The sequence below is a fragment of the Burkholderia sp. BCC0322 genome, assembly GCF_902833045.1.
Classification (GTDB): domain Bacteria; phylum Pseudomonadota; class Gammaproteobacteria; order Burkholderiales; family Burkholderiaceae; genus Burkholderia.
The window spans coordinates 400,575-414,612 of the sequence record NZ_CADFDU010000005.1 but is presented as its reverse complement, the minus strand read 5'-3'; the positions used below and the strand labels follow the sequence as shown (position 1 = coordinate 414,612).

Genomic DNA, 14,038 nt, shown 5'->3' with positions numbered 1-14,038 from the left:
CGCGCGCGCCGCTAGGCGCGCACGCGCCGCATCCTGAGCGTCGCCGACGGCGACTCGCCGAACGCGCGCTTGTACTCGATCGCGAACCGCCCGAGGTGCGCGAAGCCCCATTTCAGCGCGATGTCCGTCACCGATGCGAGCCCCGGCGACTCGTCGGCCAGCAACGCCTCGCGCACACGTTGCAGCCGCATCTGCCGCACGAAGCCCATCGGCGTGATGCCGTGGCGTTGGCGAAAGCCGGCGAACAGCGTGCTCGGGCTGACGCCGGCCAGTTCGGCGAGCCGCTCGATCGTCAGCGGCTCGTCGAGATGGGCGCGGATGTAGTCCTCGACGCGCCGCACGTAGAACGGTGCCAGCGCCACCGGCAGGTGTCGCGTGCCGTTGCGCGCGCTGTTCGGGTGGCCGTGCAGCAGCAGGTTGAGCAGCGTCGATTCGAGCTGCTCGAAGGCGAGCGGGTGCCGCAGCGGATGCGCATCCGTCGCGATCGCGCCCGCGAGGATCGGCAGCATCTGCGTCAGACACGTCCCCTGCGACGATGACAGGCTGAATTCCGGCTCGAATTCGACCGGCGCGTGGCGGTCGTCGCCGAAATGCCGCCGGGCGTGGCGCTCCATCACTTCGCGCTCGATGCGCAGGATCACTTGCGGGCACGCGTCGCCCCAGCGCATCTTCAGCGACAGCGTCGGCGAGATCAGCGATGCGGTGCCCGGCGACGACACGAAACGCGCCGAGCCGCACTCGATTTCCGCGTCGCCGCGCAGCGGGATCTGCAACAGGAAGAAGTGCTCGAGCGGCCCCGGCTCGATGCTCACGCCACCGCCATAATCGAGCAGGTTCAACGACAGGTTGCCCCAGCGCGCGTGATGCATGCAGCTGTGCAGCGCACGCGATTCGCCGGTCGGCGTGAGCCGGTGCGGCTTGAATACGTCGGCGACGCGGGTGCGAACCTCGTCCACGTCGTTCGACTGCAGCATCAGGTTGTCGTGATTGAAACAGGCGGTGTCGGCCAGCCAGCCTGTTCCGGAAAATTGCGCCATCGATGTTCTCCCGTCATGCTCGATTGCACTCGCGTCGTGCATGCGTTCCCGATATGGGGGCATCCGCCGCACGATCCGGATAGCGCCCGGAGTATCCGGACAGTCCGGTCGCCAAAGCACGCAAGTCCCGCGCAAACAACGCAAGAAGCGGACCGTTCGCGCATCGTAGAAAACTGTGCGGGGCTTCCGCATCCGCACATACCCGCAGTCAGCCGCGCGCCGGCCCACGCGCGGCGGCCGGTGCCACAGGTTTCCGGAATTCGCGGATACCGGCCGAAGAAAGCGGATAGAAACGCCCATTTCGTCCGCCAATACTGGGCTTGTCACCGAGATGAACCCTATGGAGGGACACATGCAAGGACGTCACATCGAGATTCCGTCGCCGGACGGCGGCACGTTTCGCGCGTACCTGAGCACGCCGGCCGCCGGCAAGGGGCCCGGCATCGTGCTGTGCCACGAGATCTTCGGCGCGAACGCGACGATGCGGGAAGCCGCCGACTACTACGCGGAGGAAGGCTATACGGTGCTCGTGCCCGACCTGTTCTGGCGTCAGGCGCCGGGAACCGAACTCGGTTATGCCGCGGCCGATGTCGAACGCGCGATGGCCCTGTACCGCGAATACGACGAGAACAAGGGCGTCGAGGACGTCGGCGCCGCGCTCGGGGTGCTCAGGCAGTTGCCGGAATGCACGGGCGAAACCGGCGTGCTCGGCTACTGCCTCGGCGGCAAGCTCGCGTATCTCGCCGCGTGCCGGCTGCCGGGCGTGGCCGCGGCGGTCAGCTACTACGGCGTGGGCATCGAGCAGGCGCTCGACGAGGCGTCGCACCTGCACGGCCGGCTCGTGCTGCAGATCGCCGGGCAGGACCGCTTCTGCCCGCCCGACGCGCAGCAGCGCATTGCCGACGCGCTCGCCGGGCGCGACGGCGTCGAAGTGCATGCGTATCCGGGCGTCGATCACGCGTTCGCGCGCGTCGGCGGCGATCATTTCGACAAGGCCGCCGCAGTCATGGCCCACCAGCGCGCGATCACCGCGTTCCGCGCCGCGCTCGGCCCGCGCTACGACCTGTCCACACTGTGGGAAGCGCACCTCAAACACGAATTCGACACGCGCAACGTCGATGCAACGATGGCGACGATGGTTGCCGAGCCGTACGTCAACCATATTCCCACGCTGACGGGCGGCGTCGGCCACGACGAGCTCAAGCGCTTCTACACGCATCATTTCGTGCATGCCAATCCGCCGGACACGACGATCACGCCGATCTCGCGCACGATCGGCGCGAGCCAGATCGTCGACGAGCTGCTGTTCTGCTTCACGCACACCACCGAGATCGACTGGATGTTGCCGGGCGTCGCGCCGACCGGCAAGCGCGTCGAGATTCCGCTCGTCGCGATCGTCAAATTCCGCGGCGACAAGCTTTATCACGAGCATATCTACTGGGACCAGGCAAGCGTGCTCGTGCAGATCGGCCTGCTCGATCCGGCGGGCCTGCCGGTCGCGGGCGTCGAGACGGCCCGCAAGCTGCTCGACGAAACCGTGCCGTCGAACGGCCTGATGCGCCGCTGGCAGGACAGCGGGCCGTCGACGGGCGCGCATTGACGCGGCCCCTCCCTCACTCAACGATTTCCGGAGACACCCCATGACTGCCCTTGCTGGCAAAGTCGCGATCGTCACCGGCGGCGCCACGCTGATCGGCGCCGCGGTCGCGCAGGACCTGAGCCGCGCCGGTGCGTGCGTCGCGATCCTCGATCTCGATGCCGAGAACGGCGCGCGCGCGGCCGCCTCGCTCGGCGAACGGGCGATGTTCGTCGCGCTCGACATCACCGACGATCGCGCGATCGAGCGTGCGATATCGGCCATCGCCGACCGGTTCGGTGCGATCGACGTGCTCGTCAACCTCGCGTGCAGCTACGTCGACAATGGCATCCAGGCGACCCGCAACGACTGGCTCGCCGCGATGGACGTCAACGTCGTATCGGCCGCGATGCTCGCCAAGGCCGTGCATCCGCACATGGTCCGGCGCGGCGGCGGCGCGATCGTGAACTTCAGCTCGATCTCGGCCCAGTGCGCGCAAACCGGCCGCTGGCTGTACCCGACGTCCAAGGCGGCGATCCGCCAGCTCACGCGCAGCATGGCGATGGATCTTGCACCCGACCGCATTCGCGTCAACTCCGTGTCGCCGGGCTGGACGTGGTCGCGCGTGATGGACGAGTTGACGCACGGCGACCGTGCAAAGACCGATCGCGTCGCCGCGCCGTTCCACCTGCTCGGCCGCGTCGGCGATCCGTCCGAGGTCGCGCAGGTCGTGACGTTCCTGTGCAGTGACGCAGCGAGCTTCGTGACGGGCGCCGACTACGCGGTGGACGGCGGCTATGCCGCGATGGGCCCCGAACAGGCGGTACCGGCCATTCCGCGCCTGGCGGAGTGAGCGCGCCTCACCGCCGCTTCCCTTCATCAACACGATTCCGGCCGGCATCCGGCCAACCGAGGACAGATCCATGAGACGCATCGCCATCGTCGGCGCCGGCCAGTCCGGCCTGCAACTCGCCTTCGCCCTGCTCGAGCAGGGCTACCACGTCACGCTCGCGACCAACCGCGATGCCGAACAGATCCGCACCGGCAAGGTCATGTCGAGCCAGTGCATGTTCCACACGTCATTGCAGATCGAGCGCGACCTCGGCCTGAACACGTGGGAGGAATCGTGCCCGTCCATCGAAGGGATCGGCGTCGCGGTGCCGCATCCGGACGGCAACGGCCGCAAGGTGATCGACTGGTCATCGCGGCTGACCCGCTACGCGCAGTCGGTCGACCAGCGCGTGAAAATGGCCGACTGGCTCGACGGCGTGCGGCGCCGCGGCGCGGACGTGCGCATTGACGACATCGGCGTACCCGAACTCGAGGCACTGGCGCGCAGCCACGACCTCGTGCTGCTCGCGGCCGGCAAGGGCGAGATCGTCAACCTGCTCGGCCGCGACGACGTGCGCAGCGCGTTCGACCGCCCGCAACGCGCGCTGGCCCTCACCTACGTGAAAGGGATGACGCCGAGCCAGCCGTATTCGCGCGTGCGCTTCAACCTGCTGCCCGGCATCGGCGAGTACTTCGTGTTCCCCGCGCTGACCACGACGGGCCCGTGCGAAATCATGGTGTTCGAAGGCATTCCGGGCGGCCCGCTCGACTGCTGGGCCGACGTCAAGACGCCCGAGCAGCATCTCGACCGGAGCCTGTCGTTCCTGCAGCAGTACGTGCCGTGGGAATTCGAACGCTGCCGCGACGTCGAGCTCACCGATCCGAACGGCACGCTGGCCGGGCGCTTCGCGCCGACGGTGCGCAAGCCGTTCTTCCGTCTGCCGTCGGGCCGGACGGTGTTCGGGATGGCCGATGCGGTGGTCGTCAACGATCCGATCACCGGCCAGGGATCGAACAACGCCGCGAAATGCGCGAAGGCCTATTTCGACGCGATCGTCGCGCGCGATGCCGCACCGTTCGGCGAAGACTGGATGCAGCAGACGTTCGAAGGCTACTGGGCCTATGCGCAGCACGTCGTGCGCTGGACCAACTCGCTGCTCACGCCGCCGCCGCCGCACATCCTCGAACTGCTCGGCGCGGCCGGCCAGCTTCCTTCGCTCGCTGCGGCGATCGTCGACGGCTTCGACGATCCGCGCCGGTTCTCGCCGTGGTGGTTCGAGCCGTCGGCCTGCGCGGCGATGATCCGCGAACACGGCGCACGCGTGGAGTAACCGGCATGGAAACGACCGCTACCGATCGCCCGGCCCTCGACCCGATGCAGTTGCGCGCCGCGTTCGGGCAATTCCCGACCGGCGTGACCGTGATCACCACGTGCGCGGCCGACGGACGCAAGGTGGGCCTCACCGCCAATTCGTTCTCGTCGCTGTCGCTCGATCCGCCGCTCGTGCTGTGGAGCCTGCGCAAGGTCGCGCCGAGCCGCCCGGATTTCGTCGCGGCCACCCATTTCGCGATCAACATCCTCGCGCACGACCAGATAGCCCTGTCACGCCGTTTCGCGACGCCCTGCGCCGACAAGTTCGACGGCGTGCTTCACGTGGATTCGGAAACCGGCGGCGTGCCCTGCCTCGACGGCGCAAGCGCGCGCTTCGTGTGCCGCAACGTCGGTCATTACGAAGGCGGCGATCACCTGCTCTTCATCGGCCAGATCGAGCAGTTCGACGCGTTCGGCCGTGCGCCGCTGGTGTTCCATGCGGGCCAGTATCGCGCGATCGCCGACCACCCCGATCTTTTTCGCGCCGTTTGATTAGTTATACAAATAAATACCCAGGAGGTGGTGAACATGAAATTCGGCTCTCGCGTACTCGTCGTCGCAGGCCTCACGATCGCCGGCATGTCCGCCGGCGCGCCTGCCGGCGCAGCCGACCTGCCGGCGGTCAACCTCGGCATGACCAGCTTCCTCGACGGGATGCCGCCGGCCGGCTCCGGCTGGTACGGCACGCAGTACCTGCAGGCCCACACGGCCAGCCGCGTCAACGACAACGCGGGCAACAAGGTCGGGCTGCCGAAGCAGGACATCGACCTGTTCGCGGGGCTCAGCCAGCTCGTCTATCAGTCGCCGCTGACATTCGCGGGCATGCATCCCGGACTCGACGTGATCCTGCCGTGGATCGCGTCCGCGCGAACCGACGACGGCATCGGCCATGTCGCGCTGAATGCGCGTGCGGGCTTCGGCGACCTGCTGATCGGCCCGTTCATCCAGTTCGACCCGGTGATGGGCGCGCAAGGCCCGCGCTTCGCGCAGCGCGTCGAATTCCAGTTCATCGCGCCGACCGGCGCGTACGACCCGTCGCGCGCGATCAATCCCGGCAGCCATTTCTGGTCGTTCGATCCGTACTGGGCGGCGACGCTGTGGCTCACGCCCAAGTGGACCGTGTCGTGGCGGCTGCATTACTTGTGGAACGCGACCAACCACCAGCCGGCCACGTCGCTCGGCCCGGACGTGACGTCGACGCAGGCCGGCCAGGCTATCCACGCGAACTTCGCGACCGAGTATGAAGTGCGCCCCGGCCTGCGGCTGGGGCTCAACGGCTACTGGCTGCGCCAGACCACCGACATGAAGGAAAACGGGCAGGACGTGCCGGGCACGCGGGAGGCCGTGTTCGCGATCGGCCCGGGGGCCATGTACAGCGTCTCGCCGCACGATCACCTGATGTTCAACGCCTATTTCGAGACCTATGCGCGGAACCGGCCGCAGGGCACGCGGCTGGTGCTGCGGTATGTGCATCACTTTCAGTGACGGCCGTTCGACCCTGGCGTCCGCTCACGCGCCGCGAACGTCCTCGTCGATCCGCAACAGCCGCCCTGCATTCGCGATCACGATGAACGTGCCGACGTTGTGCAGGATCGCCGCCCACACCGCGCCGAGCATCCCGGTCGCGGCGAGCGCGATCACCGCGAGCGTCCACGCGAGGCCGATCGCCGCGTTGGTGGTCGCGGTGCGCCGGCATTGGCGGCCAAGGCGGATGCAGGTCGGAATCCGCTTCAGGTCGTCGCCCAGCAGCACGACATCGGCCGACGCAATCGCGATGTCGACGCCGCGCTCGCCCATCGCGATGCTCGTCGAGCCGGCCTTGATCGCCAGCACGTCGTTCAGCCCGTCGCCGACGACGAGCGGATGCAGGCCCGCACCGATCTCGCGCATCACGTAGTCGAGCTTGTCGTGCGGCAGCGCCTGCGCGACTACCGTATCGATGCCCGTCTCGGCCGCGACTTTGCCGGCGACGCGTTCGAGGTCGCCCGTCAGCAGCGTCTGCCGCGCCAGGCCCAGTGTCCGCAACTCGGCGAGCGCTTCGCGCGCGTCGGGCCTCATCGTGTCGGCGAACCCGAACCATGCGAGCAGCCGCCCGCCGAGCGCGAGGCCGACGAGCGGCCCGTCGAATCCTTCCGGGGCGGCAGGCAAACCTCCGACGTGGTCGGCCAGCAGCGCCGGACGACCCAGCACGGCCGTGCCGTCCGGCGTGTCGGCGACGACGCCGAGCCCGCGCAATTCCCGCGTGCGTTCGAACGGCGCGACGGCGCCGCCGGTGAGACCGAACGCGGCGGCATCGCGAACGAGCGCCCGGCTCGCCGGGTGCGCGCTGCTTTCGCCCAGCCGCGCGGCCAGCGCACGCGCCTGCGCGCCGTCGACACCGGGCTGCAGCCACACCTGCCGGACCTGCAATTCCCCGCGGGTGAGCGTGCCCGTCTTGTCGATCACGAGCGAATCGACCTCGGCGATCTTGTCGAGGAACGCGGCATTGCGAAACAGGATGCCGTGCCGCGCGCCGACCGCGATCCCGGCAATGGCCGTGGACGGCGCGGCGAGCACCAGCGCGCACGGGCACGCGGCCACGATGACCGCGAGCATCGCCGACGCATTCGCGGACGTGAACCAGACGATCGCCGCGATCAGCAGGACGAGCGCGAGATACGCGCCCATGTGCCGCTCGAGCACCTGCGTGACGGGCGGTTTCGCCTGCTCCGCGTGCTGCATCAGCGCGATGATCTTGCCGAGCGTCGAATCCTTGCCGGTGTGGGTGACCTCGATACGCAGCACGCCGTCGAGATTCAGCGCGCCGCCATACACCGTGCTACCGGAATCAACGTCGTGCGGCACCGATTCTCCGGTGATCGGCCCGTTGTCGACGCTCGACGTGCCCGCCACCACGGTGCCGTCGACCGGAATGCGCGCGCCGGCCACCACTTCGATGCGGTCGCCCGCACGCAGCGCGTCATACGCGACTTCGGCGACGCTGCCGTCGGCGTCGATGCGGCGCACGCGGCCGGCCGTCAACTGGCCGAGCGCGCGGATCGCTTCCTGCGAACCGAGCACGCTGCGCTCTTCGAGCGCATGGCCGAACGTCATCACGATCGGCAGCAGCGCGGCCGTCGTCATGTCGCCGATCGCCCACGCGGCCAGCATCGCGAGCGCGATCAGGCGATCGGTCACGCCGTGCAGGCTCGGCGCGCGCAGGCTGTGCCACGCGCTCGCGAACACCGGCCCCGCGACGATCAGCGACGCGAGCGCGGCGAGCAGTTGCGCAAGCGTGTCGCCGCCGTCGGACAGCATGCGCCACGCGAACGACAGCACGAGCAGGCCGCCCGCGAGCAGCGCCAGCGCAATCTGCCGCGTGATCGTGCGGCGCTCGTCGGAGGACAGCGCATAGACCGCGTTGCCGGCGGGAGCGGCGTCCGGCTGCACGGCCGGTTCGGCGAACGAATTCATCGGGCGGTTCCGGGCAGGATCAGGTTCGAGGTGTCGTGCGGATCGATCGTCGTCACGCGCCCGGCTTTCGACAGCACGCGCTGCACGCGATCGCGATACAGCCGCGCCAGCAGCCCCGGATCGCCGTTCTCGCGCAGCGTCGCATCGAGTTGCCGGATTTCCAGCGTGTCGGTCTGCGCGGTGGCGACGCGTTCGGCCGCGTGAGCCTGCGCGTCCTGGACGATCCGGTCGGCATCCTGCTGGGCGTCCTGCCGCCGCTGTTCGGCGGCGGTGCGCGCTTCGGCGATGGTCCGCTCGGCGACCTGCAGTGACGTCAGCACCGCGTTGAACGCATCGGCGGCCGCACCGGGAAACGCGGGCTGCACGTCGACGCGCGCGACTTCGACGCCGAGCCCCGCGTGCGCCGCGTCGAGTGCGCGCAGGTGCCGCGCGATCGCATCGGCGAGATCGCCGCGCAAGCGTTCGCGACGCGCGGCCATCTGCCGGTCGGCGGCCAGTTGCTCGGGGCGCGCGACCAGGATCGCGTCGAGATCGCGGCTCGCCGCGACCTCGACGGCCGACGCGGAGACGATCCGCTCGAGCGCCGCGTCGAGACGGTCCCGCTGCAGCACGTACGCGTACGGATCGCTGACCCGGTAATAGAGCACCGCGCTCAACGCGACCGCGCCGCCGTCGCCGGTCAGCACGTAGCCGGAACCGGCCAGCGCGTCGGGCAGCCGCGCGACACCCTGCGCGGACGGCGCGAGCGCCCGCGGATCGCGATCGAGCGAGCGGATCCGCTGTTCGAGCACGCGCGCGGCGCCCGGCACGAGCAGGACCGATTCGAACGGCTGCGGCCAGGCGAGCACGAGCCCGGCGTCCTGGGTGCGCACGAGCGCGCCGAAGCGCATCACGACCGCGCGGCTGTCCGCCGGAATCCGCCGGATGTTCGAGCCGGCCCACGCGCACGCGGCGAGCACCGCGAGCGCGGCGACGAACCAGAACGACAGGCGCACGGCCTGCGCGCCCGGCCCGAGCGGCGGTGCGGACGGTTCGCTCATCGCCTGGCCTTGTGCGCGTTGGGCGCGGGTGCTGCCTGCCCCGACGCGTCGCCCGGGCCCTGCACGAGCACGCGGAACGGCGCGGCGTCGGTGCGCAGGATCAGGTTCGTATTGGTGCCGACCACCGCGTTCAGCGTGTCGAGCGAACGCAGCATCGTGTACAGGTGCGGGTTACCCGCATAGCTCTTGCCGTAGATGTCGGCCGCGTCCTTGCGCGATTGCGCTTCGATGCCGGCCGCTTTCACGTTCGCGTCGGCCAGTGCGATGCGCGCGTCGCGCTCGGCGTCCGAGCGGATCTGCGCGGCCTCGCGATTGCCGTCCGCGGTACGCTGCGCGGCTACGGTCTCGCGTTCGGCGCTCATCCGGTCGACCGTCGCGGCAAGCGTGACGGCCGGCAGCGTGAGCCGCTCGAGCCCGACCTGGGCGACCCGCACGCCGTATGCCGCATAGAGCTGCGCGTCGATCTGCCGGCGCAGCGCGTCCTCGAATTCGCCGATCTTCACCTGGGCCGGATCGGTGTTCACGAGCGACGCGAGATCGTACCCGGCCGACGTCGTCTGCAAGGCGGAGCCGACGAGCGAGCGGATCTGCCGCGCCGCTTCGTCCGGCTCGTTGCCGACCGCCCGCATGAAACGCCCGATGTCGCGCGCATCGGCCGGCACGCGCCACGCGACGTAAGCCTCGACGATGATGCGCAGCCCGTCGCGGGTGCCGACGTCCTGCAGGCCGCTCGACGTGGTGTGCAGGCGCAGGTCGACGGGCGTCACCGCATCGATCGGCGCAGGCAGCCGCCACGCGAGCCCGGGTTCGAGCAGCACGCGCACGGGCCGCCCGAACCGCGTGACGACCGAGGCCTCGCCGGCGCGTACCTGCACGAAGCTTGCGACCGCGAGCGCGACGAGCACGCACAGCAGCGCGATCGCGACGCGCAGGCGAAACGCGCCGGGCGGCTGCGGTGCACCGTGATGCGCGTGATGATGGTGGTCATGGCCATGGCCGTGGTGCGCATGATCATGCGCGTGCGAATGAAACAGACTCACGATGTCGCCCCGGGTGCGGCGTCGCCCGCGTGCGGGGCGGCGGCACGGCCTGCCGCCGTGCTGCGCCGCCCGCGCGGATAACGCCGAGACATGTCAATGGATGCCGGCCAGATCGCCGGCAGGGGTGTTGCGAAGATCGACGGTCGCCCGCGTGCCGTCGGCAAGCCGGTCGTCGATGATCGTCATGCGCGCGTTACTCAACCCACGCTGCAGCCGGTCGAGGTAGTACTCGAACGGAAACGCGGGGCCACCGAGCCGGTACGCGACCAGGTCGGCGTCGAAATCGATCTGCTGCACGCGCGCCGACGACACCGTGTCGCCGGCCTGCGCCTCGGCGTGCGCGACCCGTTCGAGCGCCTGCTGCTGCGCGTTGCCGAGCAGGCCGGCCGCGAAGCCGCGCGCCTGCGCGACGCTGCCCTGCGCGCGGATCTGCGCGGCCTGCACGTCGTGGAAGGCGGCGGCCGCACCGGTCGGCGGATGCACGCTCTCGATCACGACCGCGATCACGTCGACCCCGCTTTGCAGCCGGTCGAGCTGCTGCTGGATCGCGCGCTTCAGCTGGTCGGCCATCGCGGCCTGGTTCGTTTCCAGCAGCGATTCGAGCGTATGCGATGCGAGGTAGTGCACGAGTTCGCGATTGGCGCTCGTGCGCACCGTGCTTTCCGGGTCGATCGTCCGATAGAGCGCCGCGCGCGCATCGGCATCGGTCAGGCCGAGACGGTAGTCGACCCGCACGTCGGCGTTGACGATCTGGAAGTTCTGGCGGTCGCCGTTCGCGCCGGCGATCACCTGCGTGGTTTCCCACGGGTGCGGCACATCCCACAGACGGTCGAGGCGTTCGGGGGTCGGGCCGTCGGCCGGCACGGGCGACGTATCGGCGCTGCCGTCATTCGCGCTGCCCGCGATCGCGACCTGGTGCACCGCGCCGTTGTCGACGATGCGCGCGCGCCCGAACGGCCAGGGCAGACCGACGTGCAGGCCCGGCTGCCAGACCGCGACCGGCGCGCCGAACCGTTCATAGACGGCGCGCTGCTCCGGGTTCAGCACGACGACGGCGGTGAGCAGCCATGCACACGCGGCGGTGGCGGCGAGCGCGGCAGGCAGCAGCCGCACGAAGCTGCGCCAGCCCCAGCTCTGCCGCAGATCGATGCCATAACGATGGCGCAGCTCCGCGCCGAGCGACGCGAACGGCGACGGGCGCCGGCTCAGCAGCCCGGCGATCGCGCTGGTCGGCACGACGGCGCCGCGCGGCACCGCAAACCACGTCAGCACGCCGCGCAGCGCCAGTTCCGCGGCGACGGCTGCATTGAGCAGCGCGACCGCATGCACGAGCCAGTCTGCGGTGCGGTGCCGGAACGCGAACCAGGCGGCGGCGAGCGCACCCGCGAGCGCGGTGGCGAGCGCGACGCGCAGCACCCGCTTGAGTGACGCGGACACCGCCGAACCGCTGGCCGCCGCCGCATGATGGCGCTCGGCGACGAGCGTCAGAAAGGCGAGGACGATGCAGGCCGCGCCGGCCGCGAGCGTGGGTTCGGGCGCCGCCATCGCGCGCACCAGCATCGCGGGCGACGGCGGCTGCCACGCGAGCGCGGCCAGCGCGACGGAGAGCACGCCGCCGGCGGCGACGGCCCATGGCCGCCAGTCGATCGCGGCGACGATCGCCGGCCACGGGTTGTCGTCGTGCTCCGGCTCCTGCTTGCGGCTGAACGCGCTACGCAGCCAGTCGCCGATCAGCGTGATGGCCGTCCCTTCCGGGAGAGGGCGGCGCGCACGGTGGGCGAGCAGCACGCCGATCGCGACGACGAGCACGTTGCACCATGCGCTGGCGAGCGGCGCGCACCAGCGCAGATCCGCGGGCAGAACGTCGACGGCGCCCAGCGTGCCGAGCGCGACGACCAGCAATGCGGCGGCCCCTGCGACCGGCGCGAGCGCGTCGCGGCCGGTCGGGTTGCCGGGAATGTCGTCGTTGCCTTCCGCCTGTTGCCCCATCGGGGTTCCTTACGTACGCATTACAAGATGAGCAGGAGTCCATGCGGAAATCTGCGAGCGGCAATGTAGCGCGCTGGATGATGAAACTCAAGGTATCGATGCAATTGACGTGACCGGCGAAACAATCGTGCGGATCGGATTTTTCCGGCGCATGGCGGGCCATGCGTCCTTCCACCGCCCGCGCCGCGAATCCTCCCGGATTCAGATCAGATGCCGTTACGTAGCCGGCCCGATCTCCAGCACGCGGCCGGAGATCGGCACGAACGCGATGCGGATACGCTCGCCGTTGCACAACGGGTCAGAGGCGGCCTTGTCGATCCCGAAGCGCCGACGCGGCGCGTCGGGACCGTTGCCGGCAGCGTTCAGGTTATCGCGCGGCGCCGATCCCGTCGTCGCAACGCTTGCGTTCGGGAGGCGCTGGAGCGCCGATTGCGACCCGTGACTGCCGGGTCATCGCGCACAACGCGATGCCGGCAAACGTCGCCGGCATTCAGGTTAGCAGTAGGGGGCAGCCGATCAGGCGGTGGACTACGGCTAGTTCCATGGCCGACCATGGGTCCAGGATGCCTTGACGCCGCTATGGTCGACCTGTCTCGCGGCGCCGCCTGGCGAGGGCGCTTCCATGAAGCCCGTTACCGTGCCGGCCGGCGGGAGCGGCCGTCCGGCACGCAGAACCTTTATCGACGATTCAGACGATCCCGCCGATCCCGGCATGACGCCGGCTCGCCGCTCACGGCGACATCCCGACGAAGGTCGGCAGCAGCACGCGATAGACGTGAATCATCGCCGGCCCGAGCAGCACCAGCATCAGCGACGGGAAGATGCAGAAGATCAGCGGGAACAGCAGCTTCAGCGCGATCTTCGCGGCCCGCTCCTCCGCGCGCATACGGCGCCGCGTGCGCAGCAAGTCCGACAGCACGCGCAGCGATTCGCTGATGCTCGTGCCGAACCGGTCGGCCTGGATCAGCATCGTGCAGAACGACTCGATGTCTTCCGTGCCGGTACGCAGCGCGAGATTGCGCAGCGCCGCCTCCTTCGCGAAGCCGGAGCGCATCTCGAGCAGCATCAGGTCGAATTCGCTCGAGACCACCTCGCTGCTGAAACGCAGTTCCTCGCTCACCTTCATCAGCGCGGCGTCGAGCCCCAACCCCGCTTCGACGCACACGGTAAGCAGGTCGAGGGCGTCCGGGAAATCCTCGAAGATCTTCTGCTGGCGCACCTTGATCCGCTGCGACAGCACGATGTTCGGGATGTAATAGCCGAACCCGGCCAGCACGACGAGGATCACCGACAGGATCGCGCGCTCGTCCCCGAGCCGGGTCGTGATCAGCACCAGCAGCGCCGCGCACGGCAACGCGAGCGCGAGTACCGTCTTGGCGGTGAAATACAGCGCGGCCGCGCTCGGGTTGCGCCAGCCGGCATTCATGAGCCGGACGCGCAGCGGCGAACTCTCCCAGCCCTCCTTCGGCACCGACAGCTTCGAGATCGGGGTCGACAGCTCCACCAGCTTCGCGACCCAGCGCGACGCCATGTCGTCGCCGTCGCCGGAGGCCACGCCGGCGCCGCCGGCCTGCTGGATGCGGCGCTGGATATTGCGCGGCGCGAACAGCAGCATCGCGACGAGCACGCCGCCGGCCACGAAGAGGAACAAGCCGACCAGCATCACGGCGTGGACTACGCTCAGGTTTGGCATGACAGCC

General features: G+C 69.6%; 11 protein-coding genes. 5 read left to right on the top strand and 6 right to left on the bottom strand.

All coding sequences use genetic code 11. The features are described 5' to 3' along the window. Positions 1-11: 11 nt before the first annotated feature. Entirely contained in the window at positions 12-1,037 is a 1,026-nt protein-coding gene (locus HWX39_RS17785; RefSeq protein ID WP_175969294.1) for an AraC family transcriptional regulator, read from the bottom strand. A 352-nt stretch (positions 1,038-1,389) separates the two neighbouring features. Between HWX39_RS17785 and HWX39_RS17780 the strand changes: the two genes are divergently transcribed. The 5 genes from HWX39_RS17780 (at position 1,390) to HWX39_RS17760 (ending at position 6,301) form a co-directional block, all read left to right on the top strand. Continuing rightward, positions 1,390-2,637 carry a dienelactone hydrolase family protein gene (locus tag HWX39_RS17780; protein WP_175969293.1) on the top strand — a complete coding sequence of 416 codons (1,248 nt, stop codon included), beginning with the start codon at positions 1,390-1,392 and terminating at the stop codon, positions 2,635-2,637. 40 nt (positions 2,638-2,677) lie between these two features. Continuing rightward, the gene (locus HWX39_RS17775; RefSeq protein WP_175969292.1) at positions 2,678-3,466 is read left to right on the top strand and encodes an SDR family oxidoreductase; all 789 of its coding nucleotides are present in this window, start codon (positions 2,678-2,680) and stop codon (positions 3,464-3,466) included. A gap of 70 nt (positions 3,467-3,536) precedes the next feature. After that, positions 3,537-4,775, top strand: coding sequence for a styrene monooxygenase/indole monooxygenase family protein (locus tag HWX39_RS17770; RefSeq protein WP_175969291.1), 1,239 nt, complete (start codon positions 3,537-3,539; stop codon positions 4,773-4,775). A gap of 5 nt (positions 4,776-4,780) precedes the next feature. Next, positions 4,781-5,308: a flavin reductase family protein gene (locus tag HWX39_RS17765; protein WP_175969290.1), complete on the top strand. Its 528-nt coding sequence runs from the start codon at positions 4,781-4,783 to the stop codon at positions 5,306-5,308. Positions 5,309-5,344: 36 nt separating this feature from the next. Further along, positions 5,345-6,301 carry a transporter gene (locus HWX39_RS17760; RefSeq protein ID WP_175969289.1) on the top strand — a complete coding sequence of 319 codons (957 nt, stop codon included), beginning with the start codon at positions 5,345-5,347 and terminating at the stop codon, positions 6,299-6,301. A gap of 24 nt (positions 6,302-6,325) precedes the next feature. Here HWX39_RS17760 and HWX39_RS17755 read toward each other — a convergent pair whose 3' ends face one another. The 5 genes from HWX39_RS17755 to HWX39_RS17735 form a co-directional block, all read right to left on the bottom strand. Next, on the bottom strand, positions 6,326-8,269 hold the full coding sequence (locus HWX39_RS17755; RefSeq protein WP_175969288.1) for a cation-translocating P-type ATPase: 1,944 nt from the start codon (positions 8,267-8,269) through the stop codon (positions 6,326-6,328). After that, entirely contained in the window at positions 8,266-9,309 is a 1,044-nt protein-coding gene (locus HWX39_RS17750; protein ID WP_175969287.1) for a protease modulator HflK, read from the bottom strand. The genes HWX39_RS17755 and HWX39_RS17750 overlap by 4 nt, the downstream gene beginning before the upstream one ends. After that, positions 9,306-10,349 carry a protease modulator HflC gene (locus HWX39_RS17745; protein ID WP_175969286.1) on the bottom strand — a complete coding sequence of 348 codons (1,044 nt, stop codon included), beginning with the start codon at positions 10,347-10,349 and terminating at the stop codon, positions 9,306-9,308. Before HWX39_RS17745 ends, HWX39_RS17750 begins: the two co-directional genes overlap by 4 nt. Before the next feature lie 93 nt (positions 10,350-10,442). Next, complete coding sequence (locus tag HWX39_RS17740) at positions 10,443-12,338, bottom strand: protease modulator HflK (RefSeq protein WP_175969285.1); 1,896 nt, start codon at positions 12,336-12,338, stop codon at positions 10,443-10,445. Positions 12,339-13,068: 730 nt separating this feature from the next. Then, on the bottom strand, positions 13,069-14,031 hold the full coding sequence (locus tag HWX39_RS17735; RefSeq protein WP_175969284.1) for a type II secretion system F family protein: 963 nt from the start codon (positions 14,029-14,031) through the stop codon (positions 13,069-13,071). Positions 14,032-14,038 lie beyond the last annotated feature (7 nt).

What these genes read in the sequence shown, in the direction of transcription:
- HWX39_RS17785 (WP_175969294.1), bottom strand. Translation starts at nt 1,037, where the DNA reads ATGGCGCAATTTTCCGGAACAGGCTGGCTGGCCGACACCGCCTGTTTC.
- HWX39_RS17780 (WP_175969293.1), top strand. Translation starts at nt 1,390, where the DNA reads ATGCAAGGACGTCACATCGAGATTCCGTCGCCGGACGGCGGCACGTTT.
- HWX39_RS17775 (WP_175969292.1), top strand. Translation starts at nt 2,678, where the DNA reads ATGACTGCCCTTGCTGGCAAAGTCGCGATCGTCACCGGCGGCGCCACG.
- HWX39_RS17770 (WP_175969291.1), top strand. Translation starts at nt 3,537, where the DNA reads ATGAGACGCATCGCCATCGTCGGCGCCGGCCAGTCCGGCCTGCAACTC.
- HWX39_RS17765 (WP_175969290.1), top strand. Translation starts at nt 4,781, where the DNA reads ATGGAAACGACCGCTACCGATCGCCCGGCCCTCGACCCGATGCAGTTG.
- HWX39_RS17760 (WP_175969289.1), top strand. Translation starts at nt 5,345, where the DNA reads ATGAAATTCGGCTCTCGCGTACTCGTCGTCGCAGGCCTCACGATCGCC.
- HWX39_RS17755 (WP_175969288.1), bottom strand. Translation starts at nt 8,269, where the DNA reads ATGAATTCGTTCGCCGAACCGGCCGTGCAGCCGGACGCCGCTCCCGCC.
- HWX39_RS17750 (WP_175969287.1), bottom strand. Translation starts at nt 9,309, where the DNA reads ATGAGCGAACCGTCCGCACCGCCGCTCGGGCCGGGCGCGCAGGCCGTG.
- HWX39_RS17740 (WP_175969285.1), bottom strand. Translation starts at nt 12,338, where the DNA reads ATGGGGCAACAGGCGGAAGGCAACGACGACATTCCCGGCAACCCGACC.
- HWX39_RS17735 (WP_175969284.1), bottom strand. Translation starts at nt 14,031, where the DNA reads ATGCCAAACCTGAGCGTAGTCCACGCCGTGATGCTGGTCGGCTTGTTC.